The organism is Nostoc sp. LEGE 12454 (assembly GCF_056620565.1).
Map to the genome: position 1 here is coordinate 190,745 of NZ_JBWQXL010000005.1, position 23,582 is coordinate 214,326.

At 43.0% G+C, this 23,582-nt stretch carries 12 protein-coding genes and 2 pseudogenes; 13 read left to right on the plus strand and 1 reads right to left on the minus strand.

The window, feature by feature from the left end; all coding sequences use genetic code 11:
• Positions 1-79: 79 nt before the first annotated feature.
• The 8 genes and pseudogenes from ccmM to psb34 (AC1F2U_RS07740) all read left to right on the plus strand — a co-directional run.
• Positions 80-1,744 (plus strand): annotated as a pseudogene (ccmM, locus tag AC1F2U_RS07705) (beta-carboxysome scaffolding protein CcmM); the annotation flags it as partial.
• A 108-nt stretch (positions 1,745-1,852) separates the two neighbouring features.
• A pseudogene (locus tag AC1F2U_RS07710) lies at positions 1,853-2,098 on the plus strand (RuBisCO small subunit-like domain-containing protein); the annotation flags it as partial.
• A 144-nt stretch (positions 2,099-2,242) separates the two neighbouring features.
• The gene (gene ccmN, locus AC1F2U_RS07715) at positions 2,243-3,013 is read left to right on the plus strand and encodes a beta-carboxysome scaffolding protein CcmN (RefSeq protein ID WP_480260570.1); all 771 of its coding nucleotides are present in this window, start codon (positions 2,243-2,245) and stop codon (positions 3,011-3,013) included.
• Between the two features lie 57 nt (positions 3,014-3,070).
• On the plus strand, positions 3,071-3,859 hold the full coding sequence (ccmO, locus tag AC1F2U_RS07720) for a beta-carboxysome assembly protein CcmO (protein ID WP_480260571.1): 789 nt from the start codon (positions 3,071-3,073) through the stop codon (positions 3,857-3,859).
• Positions 3,860-4,105: 246 nt separating this feature from the next.
• Positions 4,106-5,047, plus strand: a complete 942-nt coding sequence (locus tag AC1F2U_RS07725) for a LysR substrate-binding domain-containing protein (protein WP_480260572.1) — start codon at positions 4,106-4,108, stop codon at positions 5,045-5,047.
• Positions 5,048-5,168: 121 nt separating this feature from the next.
• Positions 5,169-6,797, plus strand: a complete 1,629-nt coding sequence (locus AC1F2U_RS07730) for a mucoidy inhibitor MuiA family protein (RefSeq protein ID WP_480260573.1) — start codon at positions 5,169-5,171, stop codon at positions 6,795-6,797.
• Between the two features lie 386 nt (positions 6,798-7,183).
• Complete coding sequence (gene psb34 / locus AC1F2U_RS07735) at positions 7,184-7,354, plus strand: photosystem II assembly protein Psb34 (protein ID WP_143873969.1); 171 nt, start codon at positions 7,184-7,186, stop codon at positions 7,352-7,354.
• 236 nt (positions 7,355-7,590) lie between these two features.
• Positions 7,591-7,761, plus strand: coding sequence for a photosystem II assembly protein Psb34 (gene psb34, locus AC1F2U_RS07740; RefSeq protein ID WP_289798921.1), 171 nt, complete (start codon positions 7,591-7,593; stop codon positions 7,759-7,761).
• Between the two features lie 121 nt (positions 7,762-7,882).
• Here psb34 (AC1F2U_RS07740) and AC1F2U_RS07745 read toward each other — a convergent pair whose 3' ends face one another.
• The gene (locus tag AC1F2U_RS07745; protein ID WP_480260574.1) at positions 7,883-8,038 is read right to left on the minus strand and encodes a hypothetical protein; all 156 of its coding nucleotides are present in this window, start codon (positions 8,036-8,038) and stop codon (positions 7,883-7,885) included.
• A gap of 33 nt (positions 8,039-8,071) precedes the next feature.
• On the opposite strand from AC1F2U_RS07745, the gene AC1F2U_RS07750 reads away from it, so the two are divergent.
• The 5 genes from AC1F2U_RS07750 to AC1F2U_RS07770 all read left to right on the plus strand — a co-directional run bounded on the left by AC1F2U_RS07750 (position 8,072) and on the right by AC1F2U_RS07770 (position 23,581).
• Positions 8,072-8,797: a Uma2 family endonuclease gene (locus AC1F2U_RS07750; RefSeq protein ID WP_480260575.1), complete on the plus strand. Its 726-nt coding sequence runs from the start codon at positions 8,072-8,074 to the stop codon at positions 8,795-8,797.
• Between the two features lie 236 nt (positions 8,798-9,033).
• The gene (locus AC1F2U_RS07755; RefSeq protein ID WP_480260576.1) at positions 9,034-9,816 is read left to right on the plus strand and encodes a COP23 domain-containing protein; all 783 of its coding nucleotides are present in this window, start codon (positions 9,034-9,036) and stop codon (positions 9,814-9,816) included.
• 412 nt (positions 9,817-10,228) lie between these two features.
• Positions 10,229-15,703, plus strand: coding sequence for a phytase (locus AC1F2U_RS07760; protein ID WP_480260577.1), 5,475 nt, complete (start codon positions 10,229-10,231; stop codon positions 15,701-15,703).
• Between the two features lie 461 nt (positions 15,704-16,164).
• On the plus strand, positions 16,165-20,940 hold the full coding sequence (locus AC1F2U_RS07765) for an esterase-like activity of phytase family protein (protein ID WP_480260578.1): 4,776 nt from the start codon (positions 16,165-16,167) through the stop codon (positions 20,938-20,940).
• Positions 20,941-21,553: 613 nt separating this feature from the next.
• A complete protein-coding gene (locus tag AC1F2U_RS07770) occupies positions 21,554-23,581 on the plus strand; it encodes a non-ribosomal peptide synthetase (RefSeq protein WP_480260579.1) in 2,028 nt (675 codons plus the stop codon).
• Position 23,582: the final 1 nt, after the last annotated feature.

Genomic DNA, 23,582 nt, shown 5'->3' on the forward strand with positions numbered 1-23,582 from the left:
AGTCATTAGCTATCGAAAAATGACAAAAGACAAATGACAAATGACAACTGACAAATGACAATACAGGAGGAATCTCGCGATGGCAGTCCGCAGCACGGCGGCACCCCCAACCCCGTGGTCAAGGAATTTAGCTGAACCCAAAATCCATGAAACTGCTTTTGTACATTCATTCTCCAATCTGATTGGGGATGTACGAATAGGTGCAAATGTAATCGTTGCTCCGGGGACTACGATTAGAGCGGATGAAGGCACACCTTTTTATCTGGGTGAAAACACCAATATTCAAGATGGTGTTGTCATTCATGGGTTGGAGCAAGGCCGAGTAATTGGCGATGACCAAAATAAATACTCAGTATGGATTGGTAAAAACGCTTGCATTACCCACATGGCTCTAATTCACGGGCCAGCTTATGTAGGTGATAATTCCTTCATTGGCTTTCGCTCTACGGTGTTTAATGCCAGGGTGGGTGCAGGTTGCATCGTAATGATGCACGCTTTGATTCAAGACGTAGAGATTCCCTCTGGTAAGTATGTACCTTCAGGAGCGGTAATTACCAGCCAGCAGCAAGCCGATCGCTTGCCAGATGTGCAAGATCAGGATAAAGAATTTGCTCATCATGTGGTTGGGATTAATCAGGCATTACGAGCTGGTTATCTCTGTGCTGCGGATACTAAATGTATAGCACCCATCCGGGATGAGAACGCTAAATCTTATACAGGTAATGGTATTACTGTTTTAGAGTTGGAAAGGAGTAGTGAAGTGTCGAGCAATAGCTTGGGTGCAGAAACAATAGATCAGTTACGGTATCTATTGGGGCAAGGGTATAAAATTGGTACGGAGCACGTAGACCAAAGACGTTTCCGCACGGGTTCTTGGACTAGTTGCCAACCAATCGAACCGAGATCGCTCGGTGAAGCGATCGCAGCATTAGAAAGCTGTGTAAATGAGCATAGCGGCGAGTATGTCAGGCTGTTTGGCATTGACAAAGATAGACGGCGTGTGCTTGAAGCCATCATTCAACGTCCCGATGATGATGCAAAACCAGCTACCAGCTTTAAAGCTCCGGCTAGTCGTGGCAATAGCAGTTACAGCCAGCAAAGCTACAGCAGCAGTAATGGTAATGGTAACGGTTCTAGCAGTGGCAAAGTCAGTGGCGAAACTCTAGAGCAAATCCGCCAACTCTTGGCAGGTGGTTACAAAATTGGCATGGAACACGTAGATGAGCGTCGTTTCCGCACTGGTTCCTGGACTAGTTGCACGCCAATTGATGCAACTTCTACAAATCAAGTCATCTCCGCTTTGGAAGAATGTATAGCAAGCCATCAAGGCGAGTATGTACGTTTAATCGGTATTGACACCAAAGCCAAACGGCGGGTATTAGAGACCATTATTCAACGTCCAAATGGTCAAGTAACCTCCTCTGGTAGTCAGAAATCATTTACTAGTAATACAGCACCTTCTACTTCGGGAACAGCTGGCAGCAACCGCTTGAGTTCTGAAGTAGTAGACCAACTCCGGCACTTATTGGCTGGTGGCTCAAAAATTAGCCTCGAACACGTAGATGAGCGCCGCTTCCGTACAGGTTCTTGGACTAGTACCGGTCAAATTCAAGCCTCCTCAGAAAGAGAAGCGATCGCAGCCGTAGAAGGACAACTCGGCGAATATCCAGGGGAATATGTACGCTTAATTGGTATTGACCCGAAAGCCAAACGGCGGGTATTAGAAACCATTATCCAACGTCCAAATGGTCAAGTAGCCTCCTCTGGCGGTCAGAAATCATATACTAGCAGTGCATCCTCTACTACTGCTACAGCCACAACCACAGCTACTGCTACCCGCTTGAGTAGTGAAGTAGTAGACCAACTCCGGCAATTATTGGCTAGCGGCTCAAAAATTAGCATTGAACACGTAGATCAACGACGGTTCCGTACAGGTTCCTGGACTAGTACTGGTCAAATTCAGGCCTCCTCAGAAAGAGAAGCGATCGCCGCCGTAGAAAGACAACTCGGCGAATACCAAGGGGAATATGTGCGCTTAATTGGTGTTGACCCCAAAGCCAAGCGTCGCGTATTAGAAACGATTATTCAACGACCATAGTAGTGCTGAGTGCTGAGTTAACACTTTAAAGACACCAGTCACACCAACTGTAAACTCAGATTTTAGAACATACTAATTACTTAGCACTCAGCACTCACCACTCACCACTCAGAACTACATCCGGCTTCCGAGGTTAAAATTTCCATGTCTGTGCCGCTACTGCGCCTCAGCAATAACTTTGATACTTACATTAGTGGTGAGGTGACTATTCATCCAAGCGCGGTACTTGCACCTGGAGTAATCCTCCAAGCGGCTGTAAACAGCAATATCGTCATTGGGCCAGGGGTCTGTATTGGCATGGGAGCAATTCTCCAAGTCCATGAAGGCACTCTAGAAGTAGAAGCAGGTGCAAACCTGGGAGCCGGTTTTTTGATGATTGGCAAAGGCAAAATTGGCGCAAATGCTTGTATTGGTTCAGCGACTACAGTTTTTAACTATTCGGTTGAACCCGAACAAGTAGTACCACCCGGTTCAATTTTAGGAGACACTAGTCGGCAGATTGAGCCAACAAAACAGCTAGAAGCATCTACAAATAACCCAACTTCTACTACAAATACACCATCAAAGGAAGAGGAAAATAGCTCTGGTGGAGTTCAGGAAAAGGTAATTTCCTCAACTAACTTCTCAGCTTCGGCTTTTGTAGATTTTAAACAAAACAAGTCGATTTCTTATTTTAAATCTCCCGCCACTCCCGAAAGTCAGCCACCTCCCGTGGAGGAACCGACCAATGATACTGACTCCAACTTGGGGGAATCCCAAGAGTCAACAGAACATCATTCAGACTCTAGTCAGCCTGCTGTAGAATCTCCTAATGGTTTTGGGACTCAAATTTATGGACAAGGGAGCATAAGCAGACTGTTGACTACATTGTTTCCTCATAGACAATCCTTGAACGACCCAAACCCTGACGATTAGTCAGAGTAAGTGTTAATTGTAAGTTGTCGGCTTTTTCCGTATTTTGGAGAATTCATCATGGAAACATATAATCAACGGTCGATTCGTAGCATTCAGGGAGCAAGTAGTCAAGAAACCTTTCAAGATACTGCTTTGGGTTTAGTTTCTACCCGCAGCTTTCCGGCGATCGTTGGGACGGCCGATATGATGCTGAAATCAGCGGGAGTTCACCTGGTTGGGTATGAAAAAATTGGTGGTGGTTATTGTACTGCGATCGTCCGTGGTGGCATTGCTGACGTGCGTCTAGCGGTAGAATCTGGCGTGCAAACAGCTGAACAGTTTGGTCAGTTGATTTCTAGTTTGGTGATTCCCCGACCTTATCCCAACCTAGATATAGTGCTTCCCATTACAACTCGTTTCACTAAATTAATGCAAGAGGGCAATTCCAGCCGTCTGAGTAACCAAGCTATTGGTTTAGTAGAAACGCGAGGATTTCCCGCGATGGTAGGAGCATGTGATGCGATGCTCAAAGCTGCTGATGTTCATTTAGCAGCTTATGAAAAAATTGGTGGGGGTTTGTGTACAGCAATTATTCGTGGTTCTGTAGCAAATGTGGCAGTAGCAGTGGAAGCGGGAATGTTTGAAGCAGAACGCATTGGGGAATTGAATGCAGTGATGGTAATTCCTCGACCGCTGGACGAAATGGAGTTAACTTTGCCATTAGCAAGCTGCTGGATAGAAGAACGCGAACCGTTAAACTTGCCAGTGAATATTAAAGAACAAGTTGCGGAAATTGAGGTACTAAGATTACCAGACTTAACCAAGCTACCGACAAAAGTTCAAGAAGAATTATGGAATGATGAATGATGATAGATGAATTTTGTAAAATCATCATTCAGCATTCATCGTTTAGATAGAAGGCATCTTACGCTTTAGCTATTCTGAATAATAGCTTTTTCAATCCATAAATAAAATACCTTTCTTTTAATATAAGTAATAGAGTTTTATCTATGATAAAACTCGTAACTTTCTGTGAGCATCACTATATCATTTGCCAGTGTTCAGCAATACTAGTCTTATATCTATTAATCGCTATATATAGGAGAATCACCCTTGAACCAAGCGACGCTGCACCAGTTAAAGGTGTTCGAGGCGGCGGCACGGCACAGTAGCTTTACTCGTGCTGCTGAGGAATTGTTTCTCACCCAACCTACCGTTTCTATGCAGATCAAGCAACTAACAAAATCGGTAGGTTTGCCATTATTTGAGCAAGTCGGGAAGCGATTGTATCTGACGGAAGCAGGACGGGAATTATTTGCTACTTGTCGGCAGATTTTTCACAATATAGCCCAGTATGAAATGAAGGTGGCAGATTTAAAAGGGCTAAAACAGGGACAATTACGTTTGGCAGTAATTACAACAGCAAAATATTTTATCCCACGTTTGTTAGGGCCGTTTTGCGAACTTTATCCAGGGATTGATATCTCGCTGCAAGTAACAAATCACGAGCAAATTTTAGAACGGATGAGTCAAAATTTGGATGACTTATATATTATGAGTCAAATTCCAGACAATATAGATGTGACTTGTGAACCATTTCTAGAAAATCCTTTGATAGTCTTTGCACCGACTAATCATCCTTTATCCAAAGAAAAAAATATTCCTATACAACGCCTGTCTAACGAACCTTTTATTATGCGGGAACCAGGTTCAGGAACTCGTCGCGCCGTCCAAAAGCTCTTTGAAGAAGAAGGGGTAGTAGTAAAAGTCAAGCTAGAATTGGGAAGTAACGAAGCAATTAAACAAGCGATCGCAGGTGGTTTAGGAATTTCTGTTTTATCCCGTCATACCTTACTATCAGACGCTTCAGAGTTCAGCATTTTAGATGTGCAGCACTTCCCCATTCAGCGGCATTGGTACATGGTTTACCCATCTGGCAAGCAGCTATCTATCGTCGCTCGTGCCTATTATGAGTATCTACTAGCTGCGGCAAAGAATTTTGTTGAGCAAAAAACTGATACCGCTCATAACACGTTTGAACCAATTCATGGATAAGAGAATTCGTAATTCGTAGTTCGTAATTATGAATTACGAATTCTCTAAAGGGGTTGACTGTTAGACCGGGAAACATTGACAATTAACCAGCAGAATCATTAAAAATGGGGGAAAACTGGCAGTGGTTAACCCGGAAATACCATCTTGGCGCAAAACAGTACAAAGCGAGATTGTAGCTGTTACCGTGTATGCTGACAGAGCATTGGTTACACGACGAGGTGTAGTTGATTTAACAGGAATTGAACAGGAATTAGTAATTACCCCAGTGCCAATGACTCTAGAAACTGAGTCTGTTCGGGTTAGCGGTACAGGTACGGTAGGGGTGCGCTTGGTGGGAGTTAGTAGCGATCGCATCTACACTACTGAACCTGTAGCGGAACGAGTAGCACATTTGACCAGGCAAATTCAGCAATTAGAAGCAGAAAAACGCCACCTAGAAGCTCAGGTGGATGCTTTAGCATTGCAATCTAGTTTTATCGCCGGCTTACGCGAAAAAACAGAAGAACCCTTTTCACAGAGTTTGTCTCGGAAAAATCTCAGTCTCAGCGAAACTTTGGATTTCCTCAACTTTCTCGGAAGCCAGTATAGTGAATATGCGATCGCATCTGGAGAGTGCAAAACTCAACAGCAGGAATTAGACAAACAACTGCAAGCACTCCAGACCTCATTACAAATAATCCAAACGCCCCATCCTAAAGAGAGTTTTAGCTTAGTTGTAGCCGTTGAAGTCGCGGGTGAAGGCGAATTTGAATTAGAGGTATCCTACATTGTAAATCGCGCTAGCTGGAATCCGCTTTATGACTTACGCTTTACCACTACCAGCGATATTGTGCATTTGAGCTACCTTGCAGAAATCACTCAAAGCACTGGCGAAGATTGGATTGGTGCAAATCTCACCCTTTCTACCGCTAAACCGGGATTAGGTACGCTTCCACCCAAACTTGAACCCTGGTATATTGATACACCACTTCCCCGAAGAGTGCGAAGACGATTTGCTGCCGAGCCACCACTACTACCTACCATACCAGAACCACCTGCTTCTGCTGCCAGAGCTGATTGGCAAGAACAAGAAGAAGTTGCCGATGATAGTCTTATCCTAGCAGAAACCGTTACAGCAGAAGTATCTAAAGAAGGAAGTGTAGTTACCTTTAAACTGAATGGTGGTGGTAATATTCCCAGTGATGGCGCACCCCATAAAACTACAATTTTCAACGATGATTATCCTTGTAGCTTCGATTATGTAGCAATGCCGCGCTTGGTAAGCTTTGCTTATCTACAAGCGAATGTGAAAAATAGTCCCAACGGTGCGACTTTGTTACCAGGCAAAGCGAATATTTTCCGCGACAACGTTTTTATTGGGACAACTCAGTTAGAAAATATTGCACCAGGGCAAGAGTTTAAACTGAACTTAGGAATTGACGAAGGTTTAAAAATTGAGCGCGACTTAGTTGAGCGCCTGGTAGATAAAAGATTAATTAGCAACCAGCGCCGGATTACTTATAGTTATCGGTTGATTGTTACTAACTTACTAGAGAAAGAAGTAAATCTAAAATTAACTGAACAATTGCCAGTTAGCCGCAACGAGCAAATTAAAGTACGCCTCAGTCGCAGCAACCCACAAATTCAACTCGGTGAAATGGGGATTTTAGAATGGCTGTTAACTCTTCCAGCCCAAGAGCGACGAGAGATATATTACCAGTTTAATGTTGAACACCCGCCTGACTTCATGGTAGTTGGGTTAGATATTTAGGGAATCTTAAAAATTGAAGGAGGCAGAAAGAGCAAATCAGCTATAGGATTTGATCGCTCTTGATTTGGAGCCACCGACACAGCCAAGTCGAAGGAAGGTTAGCAGCCTCAGAAACGTCTAGCCCGACTTTTTCACACAAGTACAATTTATGCCCCCAATTTACTGGGGGTTTTTTATTGCAATCAAGTTAAAAAAAAGACGCGCAGCGACGAGTTAAGAGACATCCGGTGTTGGCAGACTCGAATCACTTTGCCAGAATCCGCGATCGCAGATAAGTTAGCTTTATATCTATCATCAGTCTTTTTTTGTCAAGTCTTATTGACGATTTGTAACGAAACTGTTATATTTAGTTACATAAGATAACAAAACAAAGAAAAGAAAAAACCATGTATACCACCACTAACGAAGAAGGCATTCTCAACAACTACGCAGCAGAACCCAAGATGTACTACGCTGAGTACCCAGCAATTTGGGAACAACGTAAATACGTTTTACAAAGTCTTTTTGCAACTTTAATCGTCACCGCTTTAGTTTTGGTTGGTTTTAGCGTTAGCTAAGATTTTTTGATTTCAGTATCGCTGTATCTCATCGTCATTCATACTTCTCTCTGCTACCCCGGTTAGTTTCGCCGGGGTTTTTTGTTTTTTACGTATCTTAAACGCAGCGGTATGCTGATAAGTCAGTTTTATGCCTATCTATCATCAGTATTTATTTGTCAAGTCATGTTAACAATTTGTAACAAAACTGTTATATTTAGTTACATAAGATAACAAAACAAAGAAAAGAAAAAACTATGTACACCACCACTAACGAAGACGGCATTCTCAACAACTACGCAGCAGAACCCAAGATGTACTACGCTGAGTACCCAGCAATTTGGGAACAACGTAAATACGTTTTACAGGGTCTTTTTGCAACTTTAATCGTCACCGCTTTAGTTTTGGTTGGTTTGAGTGTTAGCTAAGATTTTTTGATTTCAGTATCGCTGTATCTCATCGTTAATCTCACTTCTCGACTTTACCTCGGCTAAATTAGCCGGGGTTTTTTGTGTTTTATGTATCCCAAACGGCGAGTGTATTATATTGTCAAAGAAGTGCGTTAGCGAGTCTTCTCCCAAAGGCGAACACCAAGCGCGACCAAGCATCACAGTTCGTTGCTGTATCGCTCAAATCAATAACATATTTTCTCTGCATCCTAACTTTTTTTATCGCCTGGTCAGCAACAAACCACTGGTCAGCCATAAAATAAAGACAAATCAATAAAAAGGGGTGTTTATGGCAACCCAACTCGGTGAAGCTAAATCTTCAACAGAATTGGTAATATCTTGGGAAGCATTGCCCGCAGATTTTCACCTAGAGGATGAACCAGTGGAAAATACAGGTCAGCCACTATTGGCTGGGGCTTTGCGCGAAAGCCTTGAGATAAGTGGTTTCATCCAACCGCAGATGTTAATAGCCTCAAATTTTGGACTTTGTGCGACGGTAAACGGACAATTTGTTGCTAAAGCACCCGACTGGGTTTATGTGCGATCGGTAAATCAGGTTTTAGGAGAACGCAAAAGCTATACACCTAATTTAGATGGAAATATTCCAGCAATTGTGATGGAATTTCTCTCTGACACTGAGGGTGGAGAATACTCTTTTAAACGAACCTATCCACCAGGAAAATGGTTTTTTTACGAGCAGATTCTTCAAGTCCCAATTTACATAATCTTTGACCCAAATGGTGGTTTATTAGAATTTTACCAACTCGAAAACAGGCGCTACGAGTTAAAGCAACCTGATGAAAATGGTCGTCATTGGATTGATTCAATGGGTTTATTTCTGGGAACTTGGCAAGGAACAAAAGAAGCCAGAACTGGTTATTGGTTGCGCTGGTGGGATGAGGGAGGTAATTTGTTACTTTGGGCAGTGGAACAAATCGAACAGGAACGCCAGCAAAAAGAACGGCTAATTGCCTATCTACAATCTCAAGGTATCGATCCAAATAATTTGCCTTAGCATATACAAATAAAATTTTCAAGTATTTGAGTGACTTAGTTTAAGCAAATAAGTGCTACAACCGTTACGCCGATCGAGGAGTGGGGCATCATACAGAAATTCAAGCACGGGTGAAAAAGCTAATCGCACAAAAAAAAGCACGAGAGGAAAAAAATAGGTTTTTGCTGAATCAAAAGCCAGAATTATTCGTCACTTAAACTATCAATTCCCTACTTATTTCTCCTGGAGGATGATTTATGTCATCACAAATGCTGCGGTTGATATCTTTGGGCGGTCTTGGCTTATCTTTGTGTCTGGGCAATTCGGCAGCAATGGCGCAATATGATTCTAATGGCGATGGTGTAGTAGTACCAACAGTACCATCAGGTGGCACATCAGCACCAGTGCCAATAGACACATCCACAGGTGTACCACCTTCACCCTCCGCTGATGGTACAACTCGGTTTACCTGTCAAACTTATAATGGACAGTACACCGTCATGTATCAGCCACAAAGTCAACCAGGACAATTTTTTGCTTGGGCAGCACCTGCGGCTTTAGGTGGTGGTTGGGACGCACAAAGGCGTTGTACAGCAATTGCCAGTCGTTTGGAACTTTATCGCCCAGATGGTTTACAAGAACTTCAGACATCCGTAGAAAATAACGAAAATACTGTCTGCGTCACAACTGAAGCTAATCCAACCTGTAGAATTGTGCTGACAGTCCCCCGTGGAAAAGATCCTGTTGTTATCCGCAATAGCATTTTTCAGAACTTGACTACTGCTGACAGTGGACAACAGACTATAGCCGTTAACACTTATGGCGATCGCAGTAGTGGAAGCAACGAATTATATAATTTAGGACGCACACTTCTAGGCGGTGGCAATAATCGGGTGAGTTCATCTAGAAGTGCAATTAATCTAAAACCTTTCCTCGATCGTCAAGATGGTGGTACTGGAAACAATTTGCGGAGTGGAGTAGCAATTCGTCGTCAGTCTCAACCTAACGGTGTTCGTTTAAGCCCTGGTAAATTCCGGTAAGCAAGAGTGGCTTTTAATACAAAATGACTTTCAAATAAAAAATATCCAACTACCTATTGTGGGGCGGACATCTTGTCCGCCTTTTTTTATGGGCGTAAAATTGTTGTCCACTCGACTTCTTGAATAAGTCGGGGAGCTAAATTCAGCAGTATATTCTGAAAGCAATTCACCACTAAATATTTGTTGTTTTAACCTTTTGCTAGCGGTTTCTTAACGTTACTGAGATAACTTGAGGTTGCTGAATATGGATTAATACTAGTGAATTACGTAGCTTTTTTTACTACAAAATATTTTTTTGATAGTGATATTGCGATTATCAATGTGACTTGATTACGTTTGCAAATTATTCCTGAATATTGGTTTTTCAGGCGGTTCTAAAATAATAAAAAATAAATTGAAGGAGACGTTATTAATGGCTTTGACACAAGGCGATATTGCTTTTATCTCTTTCAATGCCGATGGAAATGGCTGGTCTATTGTCACATTTGTAGACATAGACCCGAATACAACTATTTATTTTAGTGACGGCACAGCTTCGAGTCCAACCGCTATTGGTAACGCTGAATCTTCCTTTGTATGGAATACGGGATCTCAGACAATTGCCACTGGTACTGTAGTTCGCTTTAGTGCTATTGACGGCACTAGTCGCGCATCATCTATTGGCAACAGCATTCTCTACAACGACGGTACAGCAGCCAAAGATTTATCAGAGAACAATTTCAAAAAGTTCCGCACCGATACCATTACACTCGGCGCTGTAGTCTTTACTCCTCGCATTCACGACATCCAGGGCGCATCTCACATCTCTGGGCTAAACGGGCAAAAAGTCGCTGATGTAGGGGGAATTGTCACAGTCCTAAAATCTAATGGCTTTTATTTGCAAGACCCCAACCCAGATAGCGACGATCGCACCTCGGAAGGTATTTTTGTTTTCACCTCATCAGCACCAACTGTGCAAGTGGGCGACTCTGTACTAGTTGACGGTACGGTGAGCGAGTTCCGTCCTGGTGGTGCTACCAGCGCCAACCTGACTACTACTGAAATTATTAGCCCCACGATTGCCAAACTCTCCAGCGGCAATGCTTTACCATCTGCCACAATTTTGGGTAATGGCGGCAGAACCATTCCAACATCGGTAATTGATAACGATACTACTGGTAATATCGAAACTGGAACGACCACCTTTGACCCCGCCCAGGATGGCATTGATTTCTACGAAAGTTTGGAAGCAATGCGAGTACAGGTAAATAATCCTGTAGCAGTTAGCCCGACTAATTCTTTTGGGGAGATTTGGTTACTGGCAGACAATGGCGTTAATGCCACCGGACGCACAGCACGCGGTGGTGTCGCGATTAGTTCCAATGATTTCAATCCAGAGCGTATCCAAATTGATGATGCCCTGTTTACTTCTGGTAGCTCACCGCAGGTTAACGTCGGTGCGACATTCAGCACGATTACGGGTGTGGTTGATTATAGTTTCAGCAACTACGAAGTTCTGCCCACCTCAGTGACAGTGACTTCCAACACGCTGACCAAGGAAGTTACTAATTTAACTCCCACCACTGACCAACTAACAGTTGCTACCTTCAACGTCGAAAACCTTGACCCCGCCGATGGTGCAACCAAGTTTAACAACCTTGCCAGCCGCATTGTCAATAACCTGAAATCACCAGATATCATTAGTCTCGAAGAAATTCAGGACAATAATGGTGCAACAAATGATAGCGTCGTTAATGCCAGCACTACCTTCCAAAAGTTAATTGATACAATTACATCTGCTGGTGGCCCCACGTATCAATATCGCCAAATTAACCCAGTAGACGATACGAACGGCGGTGAACCTGGTGGAAATATCCGGGTAGGTTTCTTGTTTAATCCTAATCGTGTCAGCTTTGTAAATCGCCCTGGTGGTACTTCCACTACCAGCACCACAGTTACCAATGTCTCTGGTGTTCCTACAGTTTCTTATAGTCCTGGTTTAATCGACCCCACCAACTCCGCCTTTACTAGCAGTCGTAAGCCGTTAGTAGGTGAATTTACTTTCAACGGTGAAAATATTTATGTAATTGGCAACCACTTTAATTCTAAAGGTGGCGACCAACCATTATTTGGCCCGAATCAACCACCAACTCTCGCTAGTGAAACCCAACGCCACCAACAAGCTACCGTGGTGAAAAACTTTGTCGAGTCTATTTTAGCGATCGCCCCCAATGCCAATGTAGTAGTGGCGGGTGACTTAAATGACTTTGAATTTTCCAACCCCGTCAACACCCTAGAAAGCGCTGGATTGACTTCCTTAATTGAAACTCTGCCGCAAAATGAGCGTTACACCTACAACTTTGAAGGTAACGCCCAAACCCTTGACCACGTTTTAGTTAGTAACAACTTGCTCAACAAGCTGGATGGTTATGATGTAGTTCACATCAACTCAGAGTTTGCCGACCAGGATAGCGATCATGACCCTAGCGTGGCTCGGTTTAATCTCCCTAAAAATAATGCTCCCACCAGTCTGGGTGCGCGCCAACAAGCAGACTTACAAGCTGGTGCAAACGCTAGCCAAAAGGGTAATCCTAGCTTTGACACCGCAGACTTTGCTGATAACACTCCCGGAAACCTGCGGACTGACTACGTGCTACCCTCAGCTAACCTGACAATTGCCAACTCAGGAGTATTTTGGTCTCTAAATACTGATTCAACGTTTCCTTTGGTAGGTACTTTTCCCTTCCCCAGTTCTGACCATCGCTTGGTGTTCGCAGATGTGCAAACCGGAGCAACGGAACCAGTTAAAACCATTCCCAATGTAAGATTTGTGGGGCAGAGTACTTTTACCACAGGCTTTATTCCTGCTGGCGCGGCGGGAACTGTGAACGGAACACCGACTCCATTAGGGGGACTTTCTGGTGTCACCTACGATACAGTTAACAACCGCTACTATGCAATCTCAGACGATCGCTCCCAAGTTGCCCCTGCGCGTTTTTATACCTTCACTGCCACCGATTCCGGGGTGAATTTTACTAATGTTACGCCCCTAAAAGATATCAACGGCAACTTTTTTGCAACCAACAGCCTCGACACAGAAGGCATTGCTTTAACCAACAATGGTACAGTCTTTATCTCTTCCGAGGGCGAAGTCAACCCTGCTGCTGGTCGCGTTACCAATCCCTTTATTAAAGAGTTTTCGCTGACCACAGGGCAAGAAGTGCGATCGCTATTTGTCCCCAAAAAGTTCCTGCCAGTGCTAGAAGACACCAACGGCAATGGTGTTATCGATGTCGGCAATACGCAGACATCAGGTGTTTACAATAACTTAGCCTTTGAAAGCCTCACCATTACACCCGACGAGAAAACCTTATTCACTGCGACTGAAAACGCGCTGTCCCAAGATGGATTAAAGGCCTCGCTCACCAGTGGCAGCCCTTCCCGGATTCTGCAATATAATCTGGTTACTGGACAACCAGAAAAAGAATACCTTTATATTACTGATGCGATCGCTCAACTACCCAACCCTAGCACAGGCTCGGCTGACAATGGTTTGACAGATTTATTAGCAATAGATAATCGTGGCACACTACTAGCCTTAGAACGTTCCTTTGCCCAAGGTGTAGGCAACACCATTAAAATCTACGAAGTTTCTTTGCAAGGTGCAACTGACATTAGTTTCTACGATTCTCTCAATAATTTGAGTGCTAAACAACTAGCAGCGATCGCACCTGCTCAAAAACGACTGCTGTTGAATTTAAATGACTTAAACTTGCCTAACGGTACAGATAACATCGAGGGTATTACCTTTGGCCCCAAACTAGCAGATGGTAGCCAGTCGATTGTGCTGGTAAGTGATAACAACTTCAACCAAAGCCAATTTACCCAAATTCTCACGTTAGATGCAGACTTAGTTCCAACTGCTGCACCCAGATTAGAAACTCGTCCCGATTTATTGGACGATGAAACCCTACCAGTAGATCGACGTGCTGATGCTGACGATCCTGCTATCTATGTGAACGCCACAAATGCTTCCGAGAGCCTAGTATTAACCTCAGTCAAAAATGCTGGACTGCGGGTTTATGACTTGTCTGGTAATTTGTTGCAAACCGTTAATCCTGGTAGCATTCGCTACAACAATATTGACTTGCAATACGGTTTCAAATTAGGCAATCAATCTGTTGATATTGCCGTAGCTAGCGATCGCAACAATGATAAACTAGCAATCTTCAAAATCAACCCCAACCCCACCACCCCCGGACAATACTTGGAAGATATCACCGATAGCAATATTGGTACAATCTTTCAAACATCACCTTTTGAACCTCCCTATTCCGCATCAACTCGCAGTTCTTACGGAGTTACCTTATACCGTAGCGCTGTAACTAATGATTACTATGTCTTTACCAGTCGCCGCCAAACTGGAGACATAGCTCAATTCAAATTGATTGACAAAGGAAATGGCAAAATTGGAGCGGAATTAGTGCGGGAGTTCACCATCCCCTCGCCTACCGCAGAAGGGCGTTCTCCCCAAACAGAGGGGATGGTGGTTGACCAAGAAACCGGCTTTCTCTACATCGCCCAAGAAGATGTGGGCATCTGGAAATTCCAGGCAGAACCGGACGGTGGCACAACAGGCAAGCCGATCGATCGCGTTCGTTTTGAGGGTGGTTCTCACCTTAGCGATGATGCCGAAGGGTTGACTATTTATTACGGCAAAAACGGCACAGGCTACCTGCTAGCATCGAGTCAAGGCGATAGCACTTTTGTTGCCTACACACGTGAAGGTAACAACGAATACGTGGGTAACTTTGCCATTGGTAACAATGGGTCAATTGACAGCGTGCAAGAGTCAGATGGGGCTGATGTAATTAATGTGCCACTGGGGCCTAACTTCCCATTTGGTTTATTTGTTACTCAAGATGGCTCCAATGACCCAGCCAAGACCATCGATGGCGAAAACGTCAACTCTAACTTTAAGCTGGTGCCTTGGGAAAATATTGCCAATGCCTTCCCCAATTCTTTAAATATCGACACCACTAGTTACGATCCCCGCAACCCTGTTGCCCAACCCAAGTTGACTATCTATGAATTTGAAAACCTACCAAAGTTAGGTACGACCTCTGAAAATCAAGATATTTTCTTGGGTGGTTTTTCTGGGTTGTATTTCCAAGGGTTTGCAGCAAATGGCAACCTGAATGCAGGTGATGGAGCAGACTTTGTAGAAGGTGCTGAAGGTAACACAATTCTGGCTGGAAACGGAGATGACATAGTGCTTGCAGGGAATAACTCTTCAGTTTCCGGGGAAGATGGTAGCGATCGCATATTTATTGGTCAAAATGGCCCGGCTCAAAATACCAGTGCCGACGGTGGCAGTGGTGATGATGTTATTACCGTCGTAGAAGCCAGTGGTAGTAATAATTTGTTTGGGGCAACAGGTGATGATACTCTCACAGTAATTGAAGGTTCTCGTCAATCATTATTCGGTGGCTCAGGTAACGACACCCTAACGAGTAACGGTAGCAATAACCGTCTCTACGGTGGTTCTGGAGATGACAAACTCTTCTCTAATGTCAATGACTCTCTGTTTGGTGGCGATGGTGATGATGTGCTATTTGCTGGTCAACAGGGTAGTAATAGCCTGAGTGGTGGTGCTGATACTGACCAATTCTGGATTGCTAATGGCAGTCTGCCAAATAGCAAGAATATCGTCACTGACTTTACCCCAGGAATTGATGTGATTGGAATTGGTGGTATTAGTGTCACTCAATTTAGTGCTTTAACCCTATTGCAACAGGGTCGTGACACCTTAGTTAAAACTGGAAATACAGAATTGGCTTCATTAGTTGGAATTAAATCAACTAGCCTCACAGCAAATGACTTCGTTTTCTCTGCTAGTGTAGTTTAGCTTGTTTGCATAACGTGATTTTTACAGCTTCATTACACAGTCAAAGTTAATGAAGCTGTATTTAATTATTGCGAAAGTGTCTAAAGATAAAGATTAGAAATAAATGAGTATCTGACGCAAAAAACTTTTTTACATCATTAAAACTATGCATGATTTTGTACATAACATATTAGCTAAAAAATGGCAATACAAGATTTCTTAACCAGTCCACAATTTTTTCACAACTTTGGGTATGTATGTTAATTAATATGCAATTTTAATCGTTAATTTTGATACCAAAATGCTCTAGTGAAATATCAATTGTAGGGGTAGTCTACATTTAATAGTTAAGATTCAACAAGCTTACAAGTCAATTACATCTTTGAAGCCTAAAACTATTAGTTTTTCCTCACCATATTACTTTTTTGATTCCACTAGAGCCAAGACCATCTCAACAATTAAACACAGGGAGATTCTCTTTCATGGCTAAGAACGTCATCATTATGATTGGGGATGGTATGGGCTGGGAAATGGCTCGTGCTGCGTCCATCTACAAAGAGATTCAAAATGGTAAGACAGGTGCTAATCTGAGTGATTTTTATACACAAGGTAAGGGTCAAGGACTCAACTTTCAAACACTCCAAGGCTACGGTTTGGCAACCACATACGGGACAACGATCGCCGATAGTAATAGAGTTTTTAGCACTGGTAATTCAGCCCTTGACGGTACTAATCCGATTACAGGAGAGAGCCAGGTTCGCCCTGGTTTCACCTTCGATCCAACTTTTAACCCAGGCAATACCCCAACAGGTGGTGCAAAGGTCGGTGATGGTGCTGTTGGGAACCTAGTAGGTTATGACCCTACCAGAGGTGGTGTGAACCCTTGGACTCCCGGTAATGACCCTGAATATATTAAGTACAGCTATCCTGACTCTGCAAATACCGCGACAACTCTATACACTGGAGTCAAGAGCTACAACAACGCTATTGCCGTTGATATTTTCGAGAATCCTCTAGAAACAATTCTCAAAACTGCAAACCAAGTTGGTAAATCCACTGGTTTGGTAACTTCAGTTCCCATTGACCATGCAACACCTGGTGCAGCTGCTGCCAACGTTAACCGTCGCAGCAAGTATGATGCTGATTATCCGGCATTAGACAACATCTTGCAACAGCAACTCCGTGTCTATCAACCAACAGTATTACTTGGTGGTGGACACCCACTCTCTGCTCCTGGAGACTTATTACCAGCAGGGGTTGAGCCGAATACGAGCAATGAATACATTAGCCAATCTACCTACACAGAACTTAGCACTAAACCAACAAACAACCTCTACGATTACACCTTTTTAGAGCGGGGTGAGAATGCCGCCCAGAAACTAGCTGAAACTGCGGCAACAATCGATCCAGAAAAAGGCGATCGCCTCTTCGGGCTGTACGGTGCGCGTGGTCAAAATGGTAACTTGCCTGTAAGTTCTGCCAACGGCGACTACAGCACCACTGGTTTAGATATGTTCAGCGTTTTCACTAACCAAGGTGATAACACCAAAGTGGACACCACGCGTCCATTGCTTCCCGGAGAGACGGATGCATCTTTCATTGCCAAAGAGGTTAACGAAAACCCAACTCTCAATGACTTGACAAGTGCTGCATTAGATGTATTGGGTAAAGACCCCGATGGTTTCTGGTTAATGGTTGAAGGTGGCGATATCGATTGGTCTGCCCATGATAACAACATGGACAACCTGATCGGCACTGTGTTGGACTTTGATAAAGCAGTCGGATCTACGATTGACTGGATCGATAACAATGGTGGTTGGGATGAAAACCTACTAATCGTTACGGCTGACCACGATCACTACCTAACTCTCGACGGTAATTTTCCGACTTTAGTAAAAAATCAAGGTGCTGAAGCATTAACCAATTTGGATACTCCAGCAGAAGTTGGACATTACTGGGGGTCTGATCCCAATGTCAAGTATGGTTGGGGAACTCACACTAACCGTCCGGTACCTGTTTACTACCAAGGTGCTGGTTCTAAAGTGTTAAATAGCTTGGTAGGTAAAGGTTATAACGCCTACGGATCTGATATTACAGGAATTGCGGGTTTAAACGATCAAACCCACATATACCAAACGATGTTTGCTTCAATAAAGCCAAAAGTTGAGTTAGTCGGTTTTGCTTCTTTACCTGCTGATACCTTTAGTGATGGGCCAGCTTCTGGTAAAGATATTTCCGCTAACGGCAGAACTGGGCCGTTTCCAGGACAGCCAATACAGGGTTTCAGTGGTGTTCAATTTGCTAACAGCAACTCTTTCTACTTCCTATCAGACAATGGTTACGGTAGCAAAGATAATAGTGAAGACTTTCTGTTGCGGATCAACCGTCTAGACCCAAATTTTAAGGGAACAGAAAATGGCGATGGCAGCGTTAAAGTTTTAGATTACATTCAACTGTCTGACCCTAACAATAAAGTTCCTTTTGAAATAGTTAACGAGGGAACTACTGGAAGATTACTGACTGGTGCAGACTTTGATGTAGAGTCATTCGTCTTTGATAAAGACGGGACAATCTGGGTTGGAGATGAGTTTGGCCCCTATCTGCTACATTTTGATGCCACTGGTAAGTTATTAGAAGCTCCCATTGCGACACCCGAGCAATTCAAGACTTTAGATGGAGAAGCACCTCAAGTGATTGGTCATAGAGGTGCAAGTGGCTATCGTCCAGAACACACCTTGGAGTCTTATAAACAGGCAATTGAGCGCGGTGCTGATTTTATTGAGCCTGACTTAGTAGTTACAAAAGATGGTGTGCTAATTGCTCGCCATGAGCCTGCTTTAGCAGTTTTGAACGCTGATAGCACTGTCAATTTCAGCAACACAACCACAGATGTTTACGAACATCCAGAGTTTGCCGATCGCAAGAAAACGGTAAGTTTAGATGGAAACACAATTACAGGTTGGTTTGCTGAAGACTTCACCTTAGCTGAAATCAAGACTCTACGAGCAGAAGAACGTCTACCTTTCCGCGATCATTCCTTTGACGATCGATTTGAAATTCCTACCTTCACGGAAGTCATCAACTTGGTTAAGCAAGTAGAAGCCGAGACAGGTAACAAAATTGGCATCTACCCTGAAACTAAGCATCCGACCTATTTGGCCAATGAAGCCACCTATGTCGGCACTACAGAAAAAGTTAACAGAAACATCAGTCAGTTACTAATTGATGCGCTGAAGGCAAATAACTTTACTGACCCCAATCGTATCTTCATCCAGTCCTTTGAAGTGAGTAATCTCAAAGAACTGCACGATCGGATCATGCCTGTGGCAGGGGTTGATATTCCACTTGTCCAACTTCTAGATGCCAGTGACATTGACATCAACGGCAAGATAATCGAGAGTCAGCCTTATGATTTGAAAGTCAGTGGTGACACTCGGACTTATGGCGACTTGCGAACACCAGAAGGCTTGGCTGAAGTTGCCACTTATGCCGATGGCATTGGCCCTTGGAAGCGGATGATTGTTAGCGTCAAAGGTACTGATGCTAATGGTGATGGCAAAGCCGATGATGTGAATGGAGATGGAGCGGTTAATGATGCTGATAAGACAACATTACCTCCCTCTACATTAGTTCAAGATGCTCACAATGCAGGATTGCAGGTTCATCCTTACACCTTTCGGGCGGAAGATCAATACTTAGCAGCAGATTACAAAGGCAAGCTAGCACTAGAAATTCAGCAGTTCTATCAATTAGGGGTAGATGCACTCTTCTCAGATTTCCCAGATATCGCCGATGAAGTACGCGATCGCCTCAGAGACGATCCTCAATATAATATAGTGCGATCGCCACAAAACCCAGATGTACTTTCAGGAGATGCTTTTGCTAACTTAGCTAGTTCCAAAGGTTTTGAAGGCGGAGCAATCAACGCCAGCAAAACCAAACTCTATATGCTGCTAGAGGGTACGGTTCAAGGCGATACTCTTGGTGCTTTGCGGATTAACGAATTCGATCTTGCTAGCCACAAATACAGCGATCGGTTACGGTACTACAGATTGGATAATCCGTCAAATGCGATCGGGGATTTAGCAGTCATTAATGATAATGAGTACCTAGTCATTGAACGGGATAACAATCAGGGGGCTGCGGCTAAATTTAAGAGGATCTACAAAATAGACTTGTCTAAAACAGATTCTAATGGCTATGTCGCTAAAGAAGAAGTTGCAGACTTGTTAAATATCCAAGACCCCAACGACCTGAATGGGGATGGTAAGACCACCTTCGACTTCCCATTCCAAACCATTGAAAATGTTCTGGTTGTTGACAAAAACACCATTTTGGTAGCCAATGACAACAACTATCCCTTCTCTACAGGTCGTCCTGGAAACGATCCTCAAAATCCTGTCATAGACAACAATGAGATTCTACAACTGAAGTTAGAGAAGCCCCTTAACCTTGCTCCTGGTTTAGGTCAACCTCAAGCTGAAGAAATTAATTTTGGCTCCACTACCAGCGATGATATTACCGTTCAGCCAACTCAAACCTTATTCACAGGTGATGGAGCAGACTTTGTAAAGGGTACTAAAGGTAACACAATTCAGACTGGAAACGGTGAAGACACTGTGGTAGTCGGTAGTGACTCCTCGGTGTCCACAGGAGACGGTAACGATCGAGTCTTAATTGGCGCAAATGGCCCTGCTAACAACTCTAATGCTGATGGTGGTGCTGGTGATGACGAAGTTACCGTAGTAGAAGCCAATGGTACTAATAATTTACTTGGGGCAGCAGGTAATGATACTTTGACAGTAGTTGAAGGTTCGCGTCAATTATCCTTTGGTGGCTCAGGTAACGACACCCTCAAGAGTCAAGGTAGCAATCACCGTCTCTACGCTGGCTCTGGAGATGACAAACTCTTCTCCAGTGTGAATGATTCGCTCTCTGGTGGTGATGGTGATGATGTGCTATTTGCTGGTCAGCAAGGTGGTAATAGCCTGAATGGTGGTGCTGGTGTCGATCAATTCTGGATTGCTAACGCCAGTCTGCCAACCAGTAAAAACATTGTGACTGATTTTGCGATCGGTATTGATAAAATCGGGCTGGGCGGGATTGGTGTCACTCAGTTTAGTGCTCTAACCCTATTGCAACAGGGTGCTGACACTATCGTAAAAATCGGAAATACAGAGTTAGCTTCATTACTACAAATTACCTCAACTAACCTGACAGCAAATGACTTCGCTTTCTCTGCTAGTGTTGTGGCTTAGTCTGTTGACCTAGTGCAGCACGGCAGAAATAACTATCAGTTAAAACAGCGATTTTCAATTACGTAGACTACAGCAAATAGTTGGTTATTGTGGGGTGGGCATTGTAATGCTCACCCTATTCTCGTTTCGCTGGAGTCCAACCTACCTCGAAGAGTTTACATTACTTATCAGTTGCTAAAATCGCAGTATTCCTTGTTCCTCAAGGTATTAATTCTTCTTGTTATCTCAAAATAAGCCTGCGTACAGTTAATATTCCCATTGCAAACATCTCTAAAGTTTTAATTTTCAATGAAGATGTACTGGAAATAACTGCGATTTGGAGGAAATAGGTCAGAATGAGAGAACTAAATCTTAGAGTTAGTGCCCTTTCACACAAATATTGTAGGATTGCGGCATAATTTTTTGTCAAATTAGCTTTTAATATAAATTTAAGGCTAACAATGTAACCATAAATCCTACGTGAAAACACTAGGAGTCAAACATATAAAAACACTTTTAAACTTTTTATTGTATCTGTTTATCTAAATACGGAAAATAAACATCTCATCTTAAATTTAAATCCACCCAATTCCTTGTTATTCATTGATATAAATATTTTTGCTTCAATTGAAAAATGAAACTAATAACTAATTCATTGGCTCAAAATAAAAATGAATTACTGATGACTAATGGTCAACCTTCATCATCAGAAAACAACTTAGAACGAGATAATTTAACATTACCTATTTTGAAAGAATCTGAAAATAACTTACTAATAAAGTGGAATCATACTCAAACTGATTATCCTCAAAAAACGTCTATTCATCAGTTGTTTGAAGCACAAGTAGAAAAAACACCTGATGCTGTAGCACTAATTTTTAATAATCAGCATCTTACCTATAGAGATTTGAATAATCGTGCTAATCAACTAGCAAAACATCTACAATCATTAGGGGTAAGAACAGAAATTCTTGTAGGAATCTGCATAGAGCGCTCCTTAGAAATGGTTGTAGCACTCTTAGCTATCCTTAAAGCAGGTGGAGCTTATGTACCATTAGATCCAGGGTATCCACAAGAACGTTTAGCTTTCATGCTGTCAGATACCCAGGTATCTGTACTATTAACTCAAAAAGAACTAGTTGCCAAATTACCTATTCACACAGCACTTGTAATTTGCCTAGATGCAGATTGGAATACAATCGCCCTAAATAAAAAAGATAACTTAAGCACTAGTGTCACTGCTGATAACTTGGCTTATGTCATGTATACATCAGGTTCTACAGGTACACCCAAAGGTGTTAGCGTTATCCATCGTGGTGTAGTTAGGTTAGTCAAAGAAACTAATTATGCTCAACTCACACCTGAAGAAGTAATTCTGCAACTTGCTCCTATTTCCTTCGATGCTTCCACTTTTGAAATTTGGGGTTGTTTACTTAATGGTGGACAACTAGTAATTTACCCTCCTAATACACCATCTTTAGAAGAATTAGGGCAGATTATTCAGCAATACCAAATTACTACTCTTTGGCTGACAGCCGGTTTATTTCACCTGATAGTGGATGAAAAAATTGATGCTTTAAAATCCTTACATCAACTTTTAGCGGGTGGTGATGTCTTATCTGTTCCCCATGTGCAGAAGTTTCTCCAAACAGTAGAGAACTGTCAACTAATTAATGGTTATGGGCCAACTGAGAATACAACTTTTACCTGCTGCCATCCGATAACAGCCCCACTGCAACCTGATGTCTCTATTCCTATTGGTCGCCCAATTGCTAACACCCAAGTTTATATATTAGATAACAACCTCCAATCAGTATCAATTGGAGAAGCTGGTGAATTATACATTGGTGGTGATGGGTTAGCTAGAGGCTATTTAAATCGCCCAGATATAACTGCCGAAAAATTCATTTCTCACTCATTTGATGGCAATTTAGCAACGCGCCTTTACAAAACTGGAGATTTAGCTCGTTATCTTCCAGATGGCAATATCGAGTTCTTAGGTCGGATTGACAATCAGGTAAAAATTCGCGGTTTCCGAATTGAACTAGGGGAAATTGAGCGAGAAATTGCACAACATCCTGACGTTCGGGAAATTGTCGTCTTAGCTCGTCAGGATGAAGCAGGTGAAAAACAGTTAACGGCTTATATTGTTCCTCACTATAACAGTGGATATACGCACAATAAATTACGTGATTTCTTACAACAGCGGCTACCTAATTACATGGTGCCATCAGCATTTGTGATGTTAGAGTCATTGCCTTTGACTGCAAATGGCAAAGTAGATAGACATAAATTGCCAGCACCAAGTAGAGAACGTCCGCAACTGGAACAAGCGTACATTGCTGCGCAAACCGATTTAGAGCGTCTGCTTGCAGGTATTTTATCCGAATTGCTGAAAATCGATCGCGTTGGGATTGATGATAATTTCTTTGATTTGGGAGCAACTTCAATCTCAATTCTCCAAGTTGCTGCGCGAGTAAAACAGGAACTTGGTATTGAGCTACCCGCTGTGAAGTTATTTCAGTATTCAACAATTGGCTCTTTAGCAAACTATTTGGATTCAAACCAGAACAGCCAACCGTCTTCTGACAAGCTGCAAAATCGCGCCCAACGCCAACAAGCAGCTCGTGCTCGTCGCCGTAATCATCAACAAGGTGTTTAAG

Bases quoted from the DNA above. Each gene is read 5' to 3' on its own strand.
- AC1F2U_RS07765 (WP_480260578.1), top strand. From the start codon at position 16,165: ATGGCTAAGAACGTCATCATTATGATTGGGGATGGTATGGGCTGGGAA.
- psb34 (WP_289798921.1), top strand. From the start codon at position 7,591: ATGTACACCACCACTAACGAAGACGGCATTCTCAACAACTACGCAGCA.
- AC1F2U_RS07755 (WP_480260576.1), top strand. From the start codon at position 9,034: ATGTCATCACAAATGCTGCGGTTGATATCTTTGGGCGGTCTTGGCTTA.
- AC1F2U_RS07745 (WP_480260574.1), bottom strand. From the start codon at position 8,038: ATGGCTGACCAGTGGTTTGTTGCTGACCAGGCGATAAAAAAAGTTAGG.
- psb34 (WP_143873969.1), top strand. From the start codon at position 7,184: ATGTATACCACCACTAACGAAGAAGGCATTCTCAACAACTACGCAGCA.
- ccmO (WP_480260571.1), top strand. From the start codon at position 3,071: ATGGAAACATATAATCAACGGTCGATTCGTAGCATTCAGGGAGCAAGT.
- AC1F2U_RS07770 (WP_480260579.1), top strand. From the start codon at position 21,554: ATGAAACTAATAACTAATTCATTGGCTCAAAATAAAAATGAATTACTG.
- AC1F2U_RS07750 (WP_480260575.1), top strand. From the start codon at position 8,072: ATGGCAACCCAACTCGGTGAAGCTAAATCTTCAACAGAATTGGTAATA.
- ccmN (WP_480260570.1), top strand. From the start codon at position 2,243: ATGTCTGTGCCGCTACTGCGCCTCAGCAATAACTTTGATACTTACATT.
- AC1F2U_RS07760 (WP_480260577.1), top strand. From the start codon at position 10,229: ATGGCTTTGACACAAGGCGATATTGCTTTTATCTCTTTCAATGCCGAT.